Origin of the sequence: Nostoc sp. NMS4 (genome assembly GCF_017115095.1) — a bacterium.
GTDB lineage: Bacteria > Cyanobacteriota > Cyanobacteriia > Cyanobacteriales > Nostocaceae > Nostoc.
In genome coordinates, this window is sequence record NZ_JABXKI010000075.1 from 5,865 (window position 1) to 19,737 (window position 13,873).

Consider the following 13,873-nt stretch of genomic DNA (forward strand, 5'->3'; position numbering starts at 1 on the left):
TAATTGCCAGTTCTTCAGAAACTGCGATCGCATTATCTAGCTCAATTACAGTTTCTACTGGAGCATGAGATTCCAAATTCTCTTCATCTGCTGCAACAGTGGTAATATCTGTAATAATTGCCAATTCTTCGGAAACTGCGATCGCATTATCTAGCTCAATTACAGTTTCTACTGGAGCATGAGATTCCAAATTCTCTTCATCTGCTGCAACACTGGTAATATCTGTAATAATTGCTAGTTCTTCAGAAACTGCGATCGCTTTCTCAAATGTAAATAACGTAATTCTACTTCCTGCTGGGGAATTATATTCCAAGTTTTCCCAAACATTATCTGGGCGATCGTCGGATGAACTTGGTTCTAAAATTTTCCTTGGTTCTCTCTCTGCTAACAGTGAGAAGACTTGCACTTGCACACTGTATTGCCAAGATTTACCGAGCAGATCCGACATCAAATCGCCGGAACACCGCAACTCCCAAACTCCCGCCTGGAAGTAGGTAAAAGGAATTACCGCCATTAAGCCTTCTGAATTAGTGCGACGCGATCGCTTGAAAATTCGCCGCGTTGGTTGAACTTCCTCGGTTGAAGAGTGAGTTACCCGCACTTCCACATCTGTATTAAGAAGGTTAGAACGAGCCAAAACTCTATACTGTCCTTCCAAAATTTCCAAATTTGGCGATTCTAGGATATGCCACGAGCGAGCGCCTTGTTTCTGTATCAGAAATTGCCAGTGTTCCATTGTAAGTGATGCCCAGACCGACGAGCCGTTGAGTAATATTGTGTATTAACTTGCTTGCAAGTTTACCTCAGTATTTTGGAAATGCCTCACTTAAATGCCGATCAAATTAACTCAGTTTTACTGACTTGACTACTCTGGCTTTAACTAGTCACCTCAAGGGAATTTCAAACAGCCGCCGTATTGCTTGTGCGTAAAGCTTTTGTTGTTTTCTGAATATTAAGTTTGACACACCCTAGTGCTAAATTAACCGAGATGCAATGGATACCATTACTTGTCTTTGCTCAACTTAGTGCAAATATTTTTGTATTATTTTTTACTAAAAATTCCATTTTGTCATAGACACAACGTACAATAAATTTAAAATTCACTTGAGAATTGTTATTGAATCGTAATTGCCCACATTTTTGCTACAAAGAGGTAGGATGTGGTTCTTAAGTGTCCTCTGCGATCGCCCAAGGTAGGCGCAAATCACAACACTTAACCCCGCAAAACGCATCCAACCTACCTGAAACTACTGTTTAAAGGGCGACAAAGCGTGTTTCCCCTGAGTGAAATGTGGGTTGACAATAAGGATTTACAGGAGGGATTCGATGCTAGTCATTTTAATGGACGAGCAAATCCTTGCCCCTGAGCAAGTTTGCCAGTCTTGTTTACTCGCTGACGGGAGCGGTCAACCCCGTTGGCGTGGAGGTCAACTGCGCTGTGGTCAAGCCATTCGCAAACTTACTCAACAGCAGCCAGACCAATATGAATGTATGATGGGTTTCCGCATCGCCCATATAGAATAGTTGAATTTATCAGAAAGACCAAGCAACTGCGTTATCCTAAGCTCAAGTAACTATTAAAATTTAACGACAGGAGAACGCATAATGTCTTGGCGCGGGTCTACAACAGTTTCAGATCGGATTTTTGCTTCCTTGCCTTATTTGCTTCCTCTAGTTGAAGTTTTTGTATTTGGTAGATATTTGTTCTCAGAGTTTCCACCACTACAACTACTGTTTCTACCGCTTCTGCCATTGTTGAGAATTTACTACGGCGTGCGTTATGCAGGAATGATTATTTTCTTTGCTTTATTTTTGCTGGTAGTAAGAAACGAAAAAATTAGTCACTTTATTCGTTTCAACACCATGCAAGCAATCCTGTTGGATATTATTATCTTTTTGTTTAGCATCCTAACTGATGTTGTGGGACTAGTTCCTGCTGGTGGTTTTGCAATCCAAACCCTATCCACAACTATTTTTATCGGCATAGTGGGAGCAGTCGCATATTCAGTCATCCAGTCTGTGAGCGGACGTTATGCAGAAATTCCAGCCATATCTGATGCAGTGTATATGCAAGTGCGTTAGAAGTTAACGGGTCGCTACGGTGTTTTCCAGGCGACCAATACCTTCAATTTCTACGCGGACGCGATCGCCTGGATGCAAAGCATTTACACCCTCCGGCGTACCTGTAAGCACCAAATCACCAGGTAATAGGGTCATCACCTGACTGATATAGGAAACCAAAACATCGGGAGAAAACACCATCCGATCGATACAGGTAGATTGGACTGGATTAACGTCGTCATTTACAAAAGTCTGCAATCTCGCTCCTGGATTTAATTCCCGGACAATCCAAGGCCCCAAAGGACAGAAAGTATCAAAACCTTTGGCTCGCGTCCATTGACCATCCTGTTTTTGTAAATCCCGCGCTGTTACATCATTAGCGATGGTATAGCCCCAAATTTTCGTTTGGGCTACCTCTGGCGTACATTCAAAGGCGTAATCGCCAATCACTAAAGCTAACTCTCCTTCATAGTCAACTCTATGTGACTGGGGAGGATACTTAATTTCCCTCTCAGATGGAATGATCGACGTAGGAGGCTTAAGAAAGATTAGTGGCTCAGAAGGTACTGGAGTTCCCATTTCGGCTGCATGATCTGCATAATTCTTACCCACCGCCACAATTTTTGAAGGAGCGCAGGGAGCCAGAATTTGGTAATTTCCTGGTGTCAAAATTAAATCAGTGGGTTGTCCATGTAACCAGGGTGGAGCATCTAGCACCTGCACATTCAGGGATAGCTGTAGTAACCCATAGTAAATCTGTCCTTCTGGATTTTGAATTCGCACATAGCGCTGCGCCATAACCTTGATGAATATCCTTTTATCTGCGATTAGAAGTTGTGAGCCGGTAGCAATCCTCAGTTAGCTAAAAAAGCGATCGCTATAGATGCCCTTAAAGAAAGATACCCTTTAGCGAAGCTGATCGCTCCATCGATCTTGATTAAAGAAATATCAGGGTTGCTTCCCAACCTAGTTTTCATTAGGGACATCCAAAAATCCAAACTTCGGCGATTTGGCTAATGAAACAAAATTGAAAACTGGTAAGATTATAGTTCCTTGTTGCTTCAGATGTTGATTAATACTGGCATTTTAAATAAAAGTCAGGTATAAATTAATATCGGCAGCCCCTTTTGTCCATGAGGAAACTGAAAAATATGACTACAAATTACGAAACAATGTACATTCTGCGTCCTGACCTCGGAGAGGAACAGGTAGAGCAAGCAGTTACGAAATATCAGAATTTGCTTCGCGATCAAGGCGCTGAAGAGATGCAAATTCAAAATCGTGGTAAGCGCCGTCTGGCTTACGAAATCAAAAAACACCGCGATGGCATCTACATCCAGTTAAACTACATTGCACCGCCAACTGCGATCGCCCCCTTTGAACGCGCCATGCGCTTGAGTGAAGAAGTAATTCGCTATTTAACAATCAAGCAGGAAATTGAAGAGGAAAAACCCCCTAAAGAGGAAAAGGAAAAGCCCACTAAAGTAGCTGCACCTGCTCCTGTACCTGCACCGGTAACAGTGTAGAGAGGTGAGGGGGGATGAGGGAGCAGGGAGATAAACAAAACTCCTAACTCCTAACTCAGCACTCAGCACTCAGCACTCCTAACTCTTAATCCCCATTCAATAAAATTTTGTCTTTTTCTTTTTTCGTGACTTGTTTGGGAATGCTAAATTAACAAATACTTGCCAAAGGTAGTACTCCCGCAGTTATACCTAAGAGTGGACAAGATTCTGAATGGGAGCTTTAAGCTACTGTGAGCCAATCTGATACAACTAATGTTCAAGTTCTCTCGACGGAAGTATCGCAGCTACGCCAGGAGTTGCAACTTCGCGATCAACTAGTACAACAACTATCTCAAGAACTTTTCCGGCTGGTAAAGGGTAATACTAGTTTTATGCCCCAACAGCCGGAATTTGAACGCGATCTGACCCAGTTACACGCTTTACAAGAACAACTCCAAGCTGTAGAACAGCAGGTGGCGTTCTACCAAGAGCAAATTACAACTCGTGACTCCGAAATTTACCAATTGCGACAGTCAGTTCAAGAACTCACGGATCGCACTCGAATGTTGGAGCAAGTAGTACAAGAGTTACCTCAAATTTACCGTCGGAAGTTTGAGGAGCGAATGACACCAGTGAGAGAAAAAGTAGCAATGCTACAACGGGAAAACCGCCAACTGCAAGCAGAACTGCAAAGCGTAAGTTACCGTTTAGCACTCAAAACTCGCAATGCTAGTCATAGTGGTATTGATTTGCCAAATTTTCCTCGCCCAGCATCCGAACAAACTAATTTTTCGACTCCCCAGAATGCCTAAAGTTAAAATTACGATCGAATCTAAGAGCAAGCCCTAAATAGCCAAATTATTATCCAATATGCGTCAAAGTTCATCAGTTTGATCAACTTTAGTTTGCACCCATGTTTCAATCACTTGCCTCAACTCATTCGTCCATTCAGGGATTGACATTACTTTCTCTCGAATACCAACTCGTAGTTTTATAGTCAATGGCTTGCGATCTAGTGCAATAGTATCTTTAGGCAGAAAACCGAGGGGATTATTTTTTTTGATGTTGGTATCCTTACATAAGTATCGAGCATTCAGTTATGTTTGCCATCAAACGAGAGTTAAAACTAAATAAGGTAGAAACCTCCTTGATGCGGCGTAAAAGTTTTGGCGACTTGTTCTGATGGTACTTTTTACGATATGCCTGTTACCACTAAAAAGGCGAAAACCAAGCTGGGTAAGCTTCAATGGCGTAATCGGAATAAGGTACTAGGGAATAATTTGCTGAAAATTAGGGCATCAAACAAGGCAAAGCGATATTACACCAAGCTGGCAAGACAACACGTTCACATCGCCAACATCAGACTTGATACAACCCAGAAGATGACCACTGACATAAGCCGGAAAGCTGCTCTCATTAGGATTGAGGATCTGAACGTATCCGGCATGATTGCTAACCACAAATTAGCTAGTGCTGTGAGTAATAACTGTTTTTATGAGATTCGCAGACAGTTTACTTACAAGCAACCTTTTTATGCGACTAGGGTTGAGTTGGTTGATAGATGGTTCCCATCATCGAAGATGTGTTCCAAATGTGGACATATTCAACCGATGGGGTTGAGTGAGCGTGTTTACAGATGTGGTGTTTGTGGCAATATTCAAGATCGTGATGAGAACGCATCTATCAATTTGAGGGATGCACCTCTTAATAAAATACGGTTGGCTTGACCGAAATTTACGCCCGTTGACAAGAAGATGCCGACATCCTTGGTGGACACGGGAAGAAATCTCTATTCTTAAGCTTTAGCTTAAGTTTAGGTAAGTATTTTGAAGCAGGTAAGAAATTAGTCTGCCAAAGGATCTTGGAGGCATCCAAGTAATATATCTAGGCAAAAATAACTATAGAGTTATAAATAACGTAAAGGCTGATATTCTAACCTTTCTTACCTCCTGCTTCCTTGCATTAAGTTACATTGCACATAAAACAATTAGCTTAGAGTAATTTGAAAAACCCTGTCTTTAAAAGGCTGGGGAGTTTCACAAAAAATTGCATTTGCTTTGAGCGGTTTTGGTCATTTTTGACTTGACAACTTTAGGTAGATGACTTCTAAAAGCAGATCGATTCATCTGCAATTTGTATTACCTAACTCAAAAACATAAGTTTTCCTTAACATTCTTCTCCAAGCAAAAAAGAAATTCAGCCTACTAGTAGTCTGTCAATAAATAATTGATGGATAAATTCCCTGTAGAGACGGCGTTTATCGCGTCTCTCTAATCGTCAAAAAAAATGAATTTGACAGACCACTAGCACCAGACTGTCCTCTTAAGAGAATGTGAAAAAATGCAAATATTGCTTGACTCCACCATCCTTCTATAGATAGATTTATTTAGCTAGTCTGCTAGCACCAGACTGTTATCTTTGACGGTGGTAAAAATATCTTGGTAAGTGTGGAAAATTTCAAACACTGTATCGAGTTGGGTAAGTTCCAAAATTAACCGTACAGGAGCTTGCACGTTGCATAAAACCAAGCGGCAACCACTCTGACGTGCAGCCTTTAAGCCTTTTACTAAAGGTACTAACCCAGAACTATCCATGAAATTAACTTCTGCTAGGTCGATGATCCAGAGTTGATGAGCTTGAGGCACTACTTCAGCCATCTGTTCGCTCAAAGCCTTACCACCTTCCAAATCTATGCTTCCTTGGGGTTTAAACGAAATCACTTGAAGTTCTTGTGTGAGAGCCATGAATTTAACAGGGTAATTGGAACACTTGACAAAAAATTGAAAAAGACATCAATACTTTTTCTCTTTCAACGGCAAAATGACTGTTTTACCCACATATTTGGGCAGTTTTAGTCCTACAGTTGAGTGAGATTGTTTCAGTATTCATGTCGTATAATTTGTGATAACTTTCATCAATATAGGCATAAGCGCTTCACAATTTCGGTATCAACCGTATCTTTTACAAAATTTTCACAATTTAAACCGATATTTATAAATATTCTATAAAATTTTTAATCTTTTTTTAATAAATTGTGAATATGTGGTAAAAATTCTAAAAATTGTATAGTTAATGGTAAAAAGTTAATAGTTACCATAGATTAGAAGTTATGGATTATTCATTATTAAACTAATGACTTAATGACTCTATGTATTAGTTTGATTGACACCCCACCCAAAAACAAGCAAAGATATAGTAAAAGTAAAAATTTGTAAAGACGGCGGTGTGGAATGTCTTTAGAGCTGATTTCACTAGAAAATATCCAGGAAGTTGCTCATAATTACGGGTATTGGGCAATTTTTTTCGGAATTTTGCTAGAAAATTTAGGCATTCCCCTTCCTGGTGAAACCGTGACCTTAGTGGGCGGGTTTTTAGCTGGCAGTGATGAACTAAATTTCTGGCTGGTTCTCGGTGACGCAATCATGGGTGCTGTCATTGGTGGCACTTGTGGCTATTGGATTGGTAGAGTTAGTGGTTGGGCTTTTCTGGTAAAAGTCGGTGGCATATTTCGGATTTCGGAAGTGCGACTGCTGAGTATTAAAGATCAATTTAGTAAAAATGCTGCTAAAGCGGTATTTTTTGGCCGTTTTTTGGCATTGTTACGAGTTTTTGCCGCACCACTAGCTGGTATAGCTGAAATGCCCTTTGGAAAATTCTTTTTATACAACTTTTTAGGAGCAGTTGCTTGGGCTAGTTTGATGGTGACATTAGCTTTTTTTGCTGGCAAAATTGTCTCTTTAGAACAATTGGTTGCTTGGGCGGGTCAATTTGCGATCGCAGCCTTACTAATCCTCGCTGCCTTAATTGTTGTACCCCTATGGCTGGAATCTCGCCAAGTTAAGGGCGCAGCAGAAGAGTAAGTAAGTCAACGTTTTGTGTCGGGGTCTGTCTTACAAAGTAGCTCCTCTTGGGAGATCCCAAGACCGCACTTTGCGCTAAATCCCCGTCACAAAACATAATTACGAATTACGTTAGCGTAGCGGTAGCGAGTCCGCGATAGCGTAGCGGTAGCGAGTATTCGAGCGTCGCGTCATTACGAATTACGAATTATTTAACCCCTAATCTGCTGTGACCAAATCCGAGTCGGTAGTCCCCAAACGTAGATAAAGCCTTCAGCAGCTTTGTGGTCAAATTTGTCTTCAGCCCCGTAGGTTGCCAAATCGGGTGTATAGAGAGAATTATCGCTCGAACGCCCAACTATCGTAGAGTTGCCCTTGAAGAACTTCACTCGCACAGTTCCAGAGACTCGCTCTTGTGTCTTTTGAATAAAGGCATCAAGTGCAACTTTGAGTGGACTGTACCACAAACCGTTGTAAACGATTTGGCTGTAAGTTTCTTCAATGCCACGCTTGTAATGGGTGACATCTGCCGTTAGGGTCAAGCTTTCTAAATCCCGATGTGCCTGAATTAGCACCAACATCGCGGGTGATTCGTAGATTTCCCGCGATTTGATCCCCACCAGACGGTTTTCAATCATATCAATCCGTCCGATGCCGTGATTTCCTACCGCCTGATTGAGTTCTTCAATTAGCTCAACTGGCTTTTTAGCTATACCGTTGAGAGTTGTGGGAATACCACCGTGAAAACCAATTTCGATGTACTCTGGCTCATTGGGAGTGTGAGCGATCGCTTTGGTCATCTCATAAATTTCTTCTGGTGGCTCAAATGAAGGATCTTCGAGTAAACCAGCTTCGATACTACGACCGAGCAAATTCTTATCAATACTATAGGGGGAAGATTTTTTGACTGGTGAGGGAATACCAAACTTTTCCCCATAAGCGATGGTTTCCTCACGACTCATCCCCCATTCTCTGGCTGGTGCGAGGATCTTCAAGTTGGGGTTTAAGGCGGTGACAGAAACATCAAAGCGAACCTGATCGTTACCTTTGCCGGTGCAACCGTGAGCGATCGCATCAGCACCATATTTTTCGGCTGTTTCTACTAATACCTTGGCAATCAGTGGACGAGCCAGAGCAGTTCCTAGAGGATAACGATTTTCATAAAGGGCGTTGGCTTGAATCGCTCCAAAGGCGTAATCTTTAACGAAGCTGTCTTTGACATCCGCCACGAGGGATTCACTTGCACCCGATTTCAGAGCTTTCTCTCTGATTGGCTCTAATTCATCTCCCTGACCTAAATCTGCTGCTAGGGTAATTATCTCTTCCACACCCCACTCCTGTTTGAGGTAGGGGATGCAAACTGAGGTATCCACTCCGCCAGAATATGCCAGGACAACCTTTTTGGCGCGACCCATTAATTTCTCCAGTTAGGACAACAAAGAATGAGTCATTATTATATCTAAACTAATCCATGTATATTTTATTCATGCAACAACCTATAGGAGGATTTAGGAGTCGGAATTACGTTCACTCTTAATCCAGTTCGGTTAAGCTCTAAGAAATATTAGAGTGTAAAGCCAGAAAATTTTTCTAAAGCTTGTGACCATAGAAGAAGGCGCGATCGCAAATAGCAAAAGGATTAGGGCAAGCTTACTTATGTAAACTCACCCTAACTTGTATTTAACGTTAACTTTATATCAGAAGTTTTGAAATCCTCGTACAGGCTGGGTAGCGTGTAGAGAAAATCAGGAAAATCTTACCTAGCTCGGATTGATATATTTAATGAGATTGTCTTACAGTTTGCAACTTCTCGTTCTTGCGCTTGCGTAGAAACATACCACCTACAGCTAGCATACCTAATGTAATACTAGGCTCAGGAACAGACTTAGGATCAAAGCCTGTAAATTTGTCAGTTCCTAGATGGAAAGAATGGTTGTCGCTTTCAAATCCACCACCACCTGCTTGGGTAATGACAATCTTGTTGAAAATATCGTTGCTACTATCTGAGTAGAAGTGAAGGTAGCCATTTCCTTCACCACCATGCTGTGACGCACGAATTGGAGCAACTGGGTTCACATCCTCAGTTGTAAATGATTTGATCAGATTATCGCCCTTGTAGAAGGAAAAAACGTTACCAGAACTAATAGCTCCCCAGTCAATACCGAAATAATTGAGGGAACTTGCAAGGTTAATTGTGACGTTATCCCCGTTGAAAACTGCCAAATATTTACCATTATTTACCTCACCGTTTGCCCCAGCAGGTGCCCATACATCTGACCTAACACTGCTGGCTCCACTGTTGTTTTCAAATGAGTACTTAGCGAAACCAGTGGTTGGCGCTTGACCATTATTGAAGTTAACAGTTGTCGTACCGGGAAGTTGAGTAAACTCAGAAAAAGCACCTTGGTTAGTTTCTCCATTAGGGCCTGCAATACCAGTGGTTATTTGGAAGGAAATAGCCTGGGCAGAACCTGCATAGATAAATGAAGAGATTGCAGATAGAGATAGAGCAGCAATACAAGCAATTTTTGTAAGAGACATAATTTGGAAATTCTGTATTTTTAATTGTTGAACAGTTCGTTGTGGAACTTAATTAATTATGTATTGTCTTCTAGAATAACTAATAGGATGAAACTACTGGATTTGTAGTTAATGAAATATTCCTAGATTTGGTCAATAATTTGTTCTATTCTCGAAGATAAATCAGTAGTTTCACTTGCTGCAAAAGTGGAGCGAGCATCTGTTCTTTATCTGAAGATAAAAAAGTTGTAAAGTTAGCTTATATATATTAAGAACTTGTGTGTTTGGATGTTGTACTGATTAAGGACTAATAAAGGCAACGAACAAGACTGTTTGAAATTCTCTGTTTGCTGATAAATAGAAATAGATTCATGGTCATTACTATTGGTTTTGAGATTTTTCCATTGCTTCGTCTACTCATCCTTCTCCAGTCAAGTATGCAACCTGAGTTTTTTGACATAGCTAGTAACATGAATTAAACTAAACTCTTGCAATCAACAAAACAATCTTGAACAATGCATCCAACTGAAAAAGCTGTTGTTCCTACTCGCGTTATCGGTTTAATTAGTGGCACATCTGTAGATGGCATAGACGCTGCGTTGGTAGAGATTTCCGGCACAGAATTGGATCTCAAAGTTGAGTTGCTAGCCGGGGCAACATATCCTTATCCAACCGAACTCAGAGAAAGAATATTAGCAGTCGGTGCAGGTGTTGCCATCTCAATGGCAGAATTGGCACAAGTAGATGATGCGATCGCTCAAGTCTTTGCCCAAGCCGCCCAAAATATTCAAATTGGTCATCAGCCAGCCACTCTCATTGGCTCCCACGGTCAGACAGTTTATCATCGACCACCCAAAGGGGGAGCAGGGGAGCAGGGGAGCAGGGGGAGAGAAATGCTCACTTCTGATGGGCTAAATCCTAGTCCCTTGGGTTACAGTCTTCAACTAGGGCGCGGTGCATTAATTGCCTATCTTACGAACATTGCAACTGTGAGCAACTTCCGTGTTGCTGATATTGCTATTGGTGGTCATGGTGCGCCTCTCGTGCCTAGAGTCGATGCTTATTTACTCAGTCATCCCCAGGAGGGGCGTTGTATTCAAAACATTGGTGGTATTGGTAATGTTGCCTATATTCCGCCTCGGCATGGTGACTGGCTTTCCAAAATTCGCGCTTGGGATACTGGCCCAGGAAATAGTCTGTTGGATCTAGCAGTAGAGCATTTAAGCGCTGGTGTTAAAACTTATGACGAAGATGGTAATTGGGCAGCGAGTGGTACTCCTTGCCATCCATTAGTAGAACAATGGCTCAACCAAGACTACTTTCATTTACCGCCACCCAAATCCACTGGACGCGAGTTATTTGGTGTAACTTACCTGCATCAGTGTTTAAAAGATGCTCAAGCATACCAACTTAATCCTGCTGACATTCTGGCAACTCTCACAGAACTTACAGCTGCTTCAATTGTTCATAGTTACCGCACTTTTTTGCCAGAAATGCCACAACGGGTATTATTATGCGGTGGTGGTGGTCGCAATCTCTATTTGAAACAAAGATTACAGTTGTTGTTGACATCTATACCAGTTTGGAATACAGATGAAGTCGGCTTAAATGCAGATTTTAAAGAAGCGATCGCCTTTGCAGTTTTAGCCTACTGGCGACATTTGGGTATTCCTGGCAACTTACCTACTGCCACTGGTGCGCCTCAAGAAGTACTTTTAGGAGAAATTCACCAAGCTCAGTTCTGAGTCAAGAACAATCAAAAATTTCTTCATTCTCACATCGCAACTTAGCATTGTTATAACTATAGTCTTGGCGGTACTCGAACAAGACAGGGAATAAAAGGTGGCTCATACTTTTTTATTGGAACCAGGACGCTGGGCAATGGAAGGAAATTGGCTGGAACGTAATGGGATGCCAATCAGTGTTAAGGGTATGACTTTGGTAGCTTGGAATCGAGATAACTGGTTTACTATGGCCACAAAACTGATATTCCCAGGTAGCGATCGCTCCGAAATCTCTCTGCAATACAAGGGGCGGCTGCATGATGGAGAACGTCAGTATACTTTTTTACTCAAACATAATATTTTGGGGCAGGTTGAAGGCGAAGGCTGGATTGGTCTGGACACTATCGTACAGCGTTATTGGGTACTAGGCGATCGCCAGCGTCGTAGTGGCTTTGAAACCTTACACCGCATTTCGGAAGATACATACTATCTCAGTAGTGGTATCTTGGCAGGTCATTTTTTAACTAACACAATGGAAGCTAGCCTAGAACGTCAGTCAATCTAAAGCAGGTTCCCTCACTGCTTTGCTGTTCTTCTAAGCCAAAAACCACTATTCAAAAAACTCTGGCAACCCACTGGCTTCCTTAGACCTAATATTTTCTGCCGAACTTAACGAGTCATTATTTATTCTCATCGACCTACTGAGTTGTATAGTAAAAAAGAAATGATCAAATTATGGTCATGATTTTAGCATTTTACCTAACCATGTATTCAGGAGTTAAGTTTCGTGAATCCTAAAGTCTCCGTTATTATCCCTGCTTACAATACCGAAACTTATATTGGAAAGGCAATACAATCAGCCTTAGAGCAAACGCTTACTGACATTGAAGTGATCGTGGTCGATGATGGCTCAAGTGATAAAACTGTAGAAGTCGCTAAAAGTTTTAGCGATCTACGTCTCAAAGTGATAGTTAATCAGCAAAATCTTGGAGCGGCGGCGGCACGTAATCGCGCCTTGAGAGCAGCCCAAGGAGAATGGATTGCTGTGCTTGATTCAGATGATTGGTATGCTCCCGAAAGATTGGAAAAGCTTGTGTCTTTGGCAAATGAAATAAATGCAGACATGATTGCTGACGATCTTTATCTGATCGAAGATGGTGAAACATCTCCTTGGAGTACATTGATTCAAGAAAGTGGAGTCTCTATAGACAAAATTATCCAAATTGATATTGTTTATTTTGTCGAAACTGATGTCTATGGGCAACCAGGATTGCATCTTGGTTTAAGCAAGCCTCTATTCAAACGAGAATTTCTGGTTAAGCACGGCATTGAGTACGATGAAGACATCAGGATGGGTCAAGATTTTTGGCTTGATATAAAATGCTTAATCAAAGGATCTCGGTTTTTCATTCAACCAAAACCCTATTATTTCTACCGTTCACGCGCTGGTTCTCTTGTATATCAAAGCCAATTACCACGTTTAACTCAATACTGCAAAGCTACGAATCATTTCATGCAACAAGAGGTTGTGAAAAAAAATCCGGCTTTAATGCGCGCTCTATCTTATAATCTTGCAGTCTATAAGAAAAATTTAGCTTACCTTCAAGTTGTGGAACCGATAAAACAAGGAAAATGGTTAACAGCATTTACAGAAGCAAGGAAAAATCCGAGCTTTTTTTCTGATTTTATGTCCCGATTTAAGAATATTGTCAACCGTCGAATTCAATACTATGTGATGAATAATAAATCAAGTTTTGATATGTATCCTAACTTAGATAGAAAACGAAAAACTACCACTTAAATTATCGAACAGAATTCAGGAGTCAGATTGTGACTCCTGTTAGCGGATAGCTGAGGTTTAGCCCATTCTGACTTCTGAATTCTTCTTCAACATAGTTTTATCAATAAATAATGCATCCTTAACAATAAGAATGAGCCAGAATGTTAAAAATCTTATGAAGTAATCAGAAAATGTTTTAAAAGTATTGGAAGAATATAATTCGCTATTACACAAACAAAGTCTATCCCTGTGGACTAATGCGAATTTAAGGGTTTGTTAACCTGCAAAGCCAGGTAAAGTTTGGTGCAGTCAAGCTAGTGCTGTCTTCTCCCAACACAAAGCAACGTCTCCAAGACTTGCGGAGACACCAAGAGTGATAGCGTACTAGTCAAAATTGGGCAAACTAAAACTACACCACAATTAAAGTGCAAAATGGTACAAAGC

At 41.2% G+C, this 13,873-nt stretch carries 14 protein-coding genes and 1 pseudogene; 9 read left to right on the forward strand and 6 right to left on the reverse strand.

Annotation, left to right across the window (positions count from 1 at the left end; translation table 11 throughout):
• A pseudogene (locus HWQ37_RS04140) lies at window positions 1-736 on the reverse strand (hypothetical protein); the annotation flags it as partial.
• Window positions 737-1,326: 590 nt separating this feature from the next.
• Here HWQ37_RS04140 and HWQ37_RS04145 point away from each other — a divergent pair.
• Window positions 1,327-1,524, forward strand: coding sequence for a hypothetical protein (locus HWQ37_RS04145; protein WP_094348028.1), 198 nt, complete (start codon window positions 1,327-1,329; stop codon window positions 1,522-1,524).
• Window positions 1,525-1,605: 81 nt separating this feature from the next.
• Window positions 1,606-2,082, forward strand: a complete 477-nt coding sequence (locus tag HWQ37_RS04150) for a Tic20 family protein (protein WP_292744143.1) — start codon at window positions 1,606-1,608, stop codon at window positions 2,080-2,082.
• 3 nt (window positions 2,083-2,085) lie between these two features.
• Here the strand turns inward: HWQ37_RS04150 and HWQ37_RS04155 are convergent, their stop codons facing one another.
• Window positions 2,086-2,859 carry a fumarylacetoacetate hydrolase family protein gene (locus tag HWQ37_RS04155; protein ID WP_292744146.1) on the reverse strand — a complete coding sequence of 258 codons (774 nt, stop codon included), beginning with the start codon at window positions 2,857-2,859 and terminating at the stop codon, window positions 2,086-2,088.
• A 56-nt stretch (window positions 2,860-2,915) separates the two neighbouring features.
• The gene (locus tag HWQ37_RS04160) at window positions 2,916-3,038 is read right to left on the reverse strand and encodes a hypothetical protein (RefSeq protein ID WP_292744149.1); all 123 of its coding nucleotides are present in this window, start codon (window positions 3,036-3,038) and stop codon (window positions 2,916-2,918) included.
• Window positions 3,039-3,212: 174 nt separating this feature from the next.
• On the opposite strand from HWQ37_RS04160, the gene rpsF reads away from it, so the two are divergent.
• The 3 genes from rpsF (at window position 3,213) to HWQ37_RS04175 (ending at window position 5,293) form a co-directional block, all read left to right on the forward strand.
• Window positions 3,213-3,587: a 30S ribosomal protein S6 gene (rpsF, locus tag HWQ37_RS04165; protein WP_292744151.1), complete on the forward strand. Its 375-nt coding sequence runs from the start codon at window positions 3,213-3,215 to the stop codon at window positions 3,585-3,587.
• Window positions 3,588-3,817: 230 nt separating this feature from the next.
• Entirely contained in the window at window positions 3,818-4,378 is a 561-nt protein-coding gene (locus HWQ37_RS04170) for an Npun_F5560 family protein (RefSeq protein WP_292744153.1), read from the forward strand.
• A gap of 354 nt (window positions 4,379-4,732) precedes the next feature.
• Entirely contained in the window at window positions 4,733-5,293 is a 561-nt protein-coding gene (locus HWQ37_RS04175) for an RNA-guided endonuclease InsQ/TnpB family protein (protein ID WP_292744156.1), read from the forward strand.
• Between the two features lie 663 nt (window positions 5,294-5,956).
• Here HWQ37_RS04175 and HWQ37_RS04180 read toward each other — a convergent pair.
• Window positions 5,957-6,310, reverse strand: a complete 354-nt coding sequence (locus HWQ37_RS04180; RefSeq protein WP_292744159.1) for an STAS domain-containing protein — start codon at window positions 6,308-6,310, stop codon at window positions 5,957-5,959.
• A 486-nt stretch (window positions 6,311-6,796) separates the two neighbouring features.
• On the opposite strand from HWQ37_RS04180, the gene HWQ37_RS04185 reads away from it, so the two are divergent.
• Window positions 6,797-7,426, forward strand: coding sequence for a DedA family protein (locus tag HWQ37_RS04185; RefSeq protein WP_292744162.1), 630 nt, complete (start codon window positions 6,797-6,799; stop codon window positions 7,424-7,426).
• A gap of 191 nt (window positions 7,427-7,617) precedes the next feature.
• Here the strand turns inward: HWQ37_RS04185 and HWQ37_RS04190 are convergent, their stop codons facing one another.
• Both HWQ37_RS04190 and HWQ37_RS04195 read right to left on the reverse strand, forming a co-directional pair.
• Window positions 7,618-8,820, reverse strand: coding sequence for an argininosuccinate synthase (locus tag HWQ37_RS04190; RefSeq protein WP_292744165.1), 1,203 nt, complete (start codon window positions 8,818-8,820; stop codon window positions 7,618-7,620).
• 364 nt (window positions 8,821-9,184) lie between these two features.
• Window positions 9,185-9,946 (reverse strand): Npun_F0296 family exosortase-dependent surface protein, encoded by a 762-nt coding sequence (locus HWQ37_RS04195; RefSeq protein ID WP_292744168.1) that lies wholly within the window; start codon window positions 9,944-9,946, stop codon window positions 9,185-9,187.
• A 494-nt stretch (window positions 9,947-10,440) separates the two neighbouring features.
• On the opposite strand from HWQ37_RS04195, the gene HWQ37_RS04200 reads away from it, so the two are divergent.
• From HWQ37_RS04200 to HWQ37_RS04210, 3 genes are all read left to right on the forward strand, one after another.
• Window positions 10,441-11,670 (forward strand): anhydro-N-acetylmuramic acid kinase, encoded by a 1,230-nt coding sequence (locus HWQ37_RS04200; protein ID WP_292744171.1) that lies wholly within the window; start codon window positions 10,441-10,443, stop codon window positions 11,668-11,670.
• A 97-nt stretch (window positions 11,671-11,767) separates the two neighbouring features.
• Window positions 11,768-12,214 carry a hypothetical protein gene (locus HWQ37_RS04205; protein WP_292744173.1) on the forward strand — a complete coding sequence of 149 codons (447 nt, stop codon included), beginning with the start codon at window positions 11,768-11,770 and terminating at the stop codon, window positions 12,212-12,214.
• A 222-nt stretch (window positions 12,215-12,436) separates the two neighbouring features.
• A complete protein-coding gene (locus tag HWQ37_RS04210) occupies window positions 12,437-13,450 on the forward strand; it encodes a glycosyltransferase family 2 protein (RefSeq protein ID WP_292744176.1) in 1,014 nt (337 codons plus the stop codon).
• The last annotated feature ends 423 nt before the right edge of the window (window positions 13,451-13,873 follow it).

What these genes read in the sequence shown, in the direction of transcription:
- HWQ37_RS04185 (WP_292744162.1), top strand. Translation starts at nt 6,797, where the DNA reads ATGTCTTTAGAGCTGATTTCACTAGAAAATATCCAGGAAGTTGCTCAT.
- HWQ37_RS04195 (WP_292744168.1), bottom strand. Translation starts at nt 9,946, where the DNA reads ATGTCTCTTACAAAAATTGCTTGTATTGCTGCTCTATCTCTATCTGCA.
- HWQ37_RS04180 (WP_292744159.1), bottom strand. Translation starts at nt 6,310, where the DNA reads ATGGCTCTCACACAAGAACTTCAAGTGATTTCGTTTAAACCCCAAGGA.
- HWQ37_RS04145 (WP_094348028.1), top strand. Translation starts at nt 1,327, where the DNA reads ATGCTAGTCATTTTAATGGACGAGCAAATCCTTGCCCCTGAGCAAGTT.
- rpsF (WP_292744151.1), top strand. Translation starts at nt 3,213, where the DNA reads ATGACTACAAATTACGAAACAATGTACATTCTGCGTCCTGACCTCGGA.
- HWQ37_RS04200 (WP_292744171.1), top strand. Translation starts at nt 10,441, where the DNA reads ATGCATCCAACTGAAAAAGCTGTTGTTCCTACTCGCGTTATCGGTTTA.
- HWQ37_RS04160 (WP_292744149.1), bottom strand. Translation starts at nt 3,038, where the DNA reads ATGAAAACTAGGTTGGGAAGCAACCCTGATATTTCTTTAATCAAGATC.
- HWQ37_RS04190 (WP_292744165.1), bottom strand. Translation starts at nt 8,820, where the DNA reads ATGGGTCGCGCCAAAAAGGTTGTCCTGGCATATTCTGGCGGAGTGGAT.
- HWQ37_RS04155 (WP_292744146.1), bottom strand. Translation starts at nt 2,859, where the DNA reads ATGGCGCAGCGCTATGTGCGAATTCAAAATCCAGAAGGACAGATTTAC.
- HWQ37_RS04150 (WP_292744143.1), top strand. Translation starts at nt 1,606, where the DNA reads ATGTCTTGGCGCGGGTCTACAACAGTTTCAGATCGGATTTTTGCTTCC.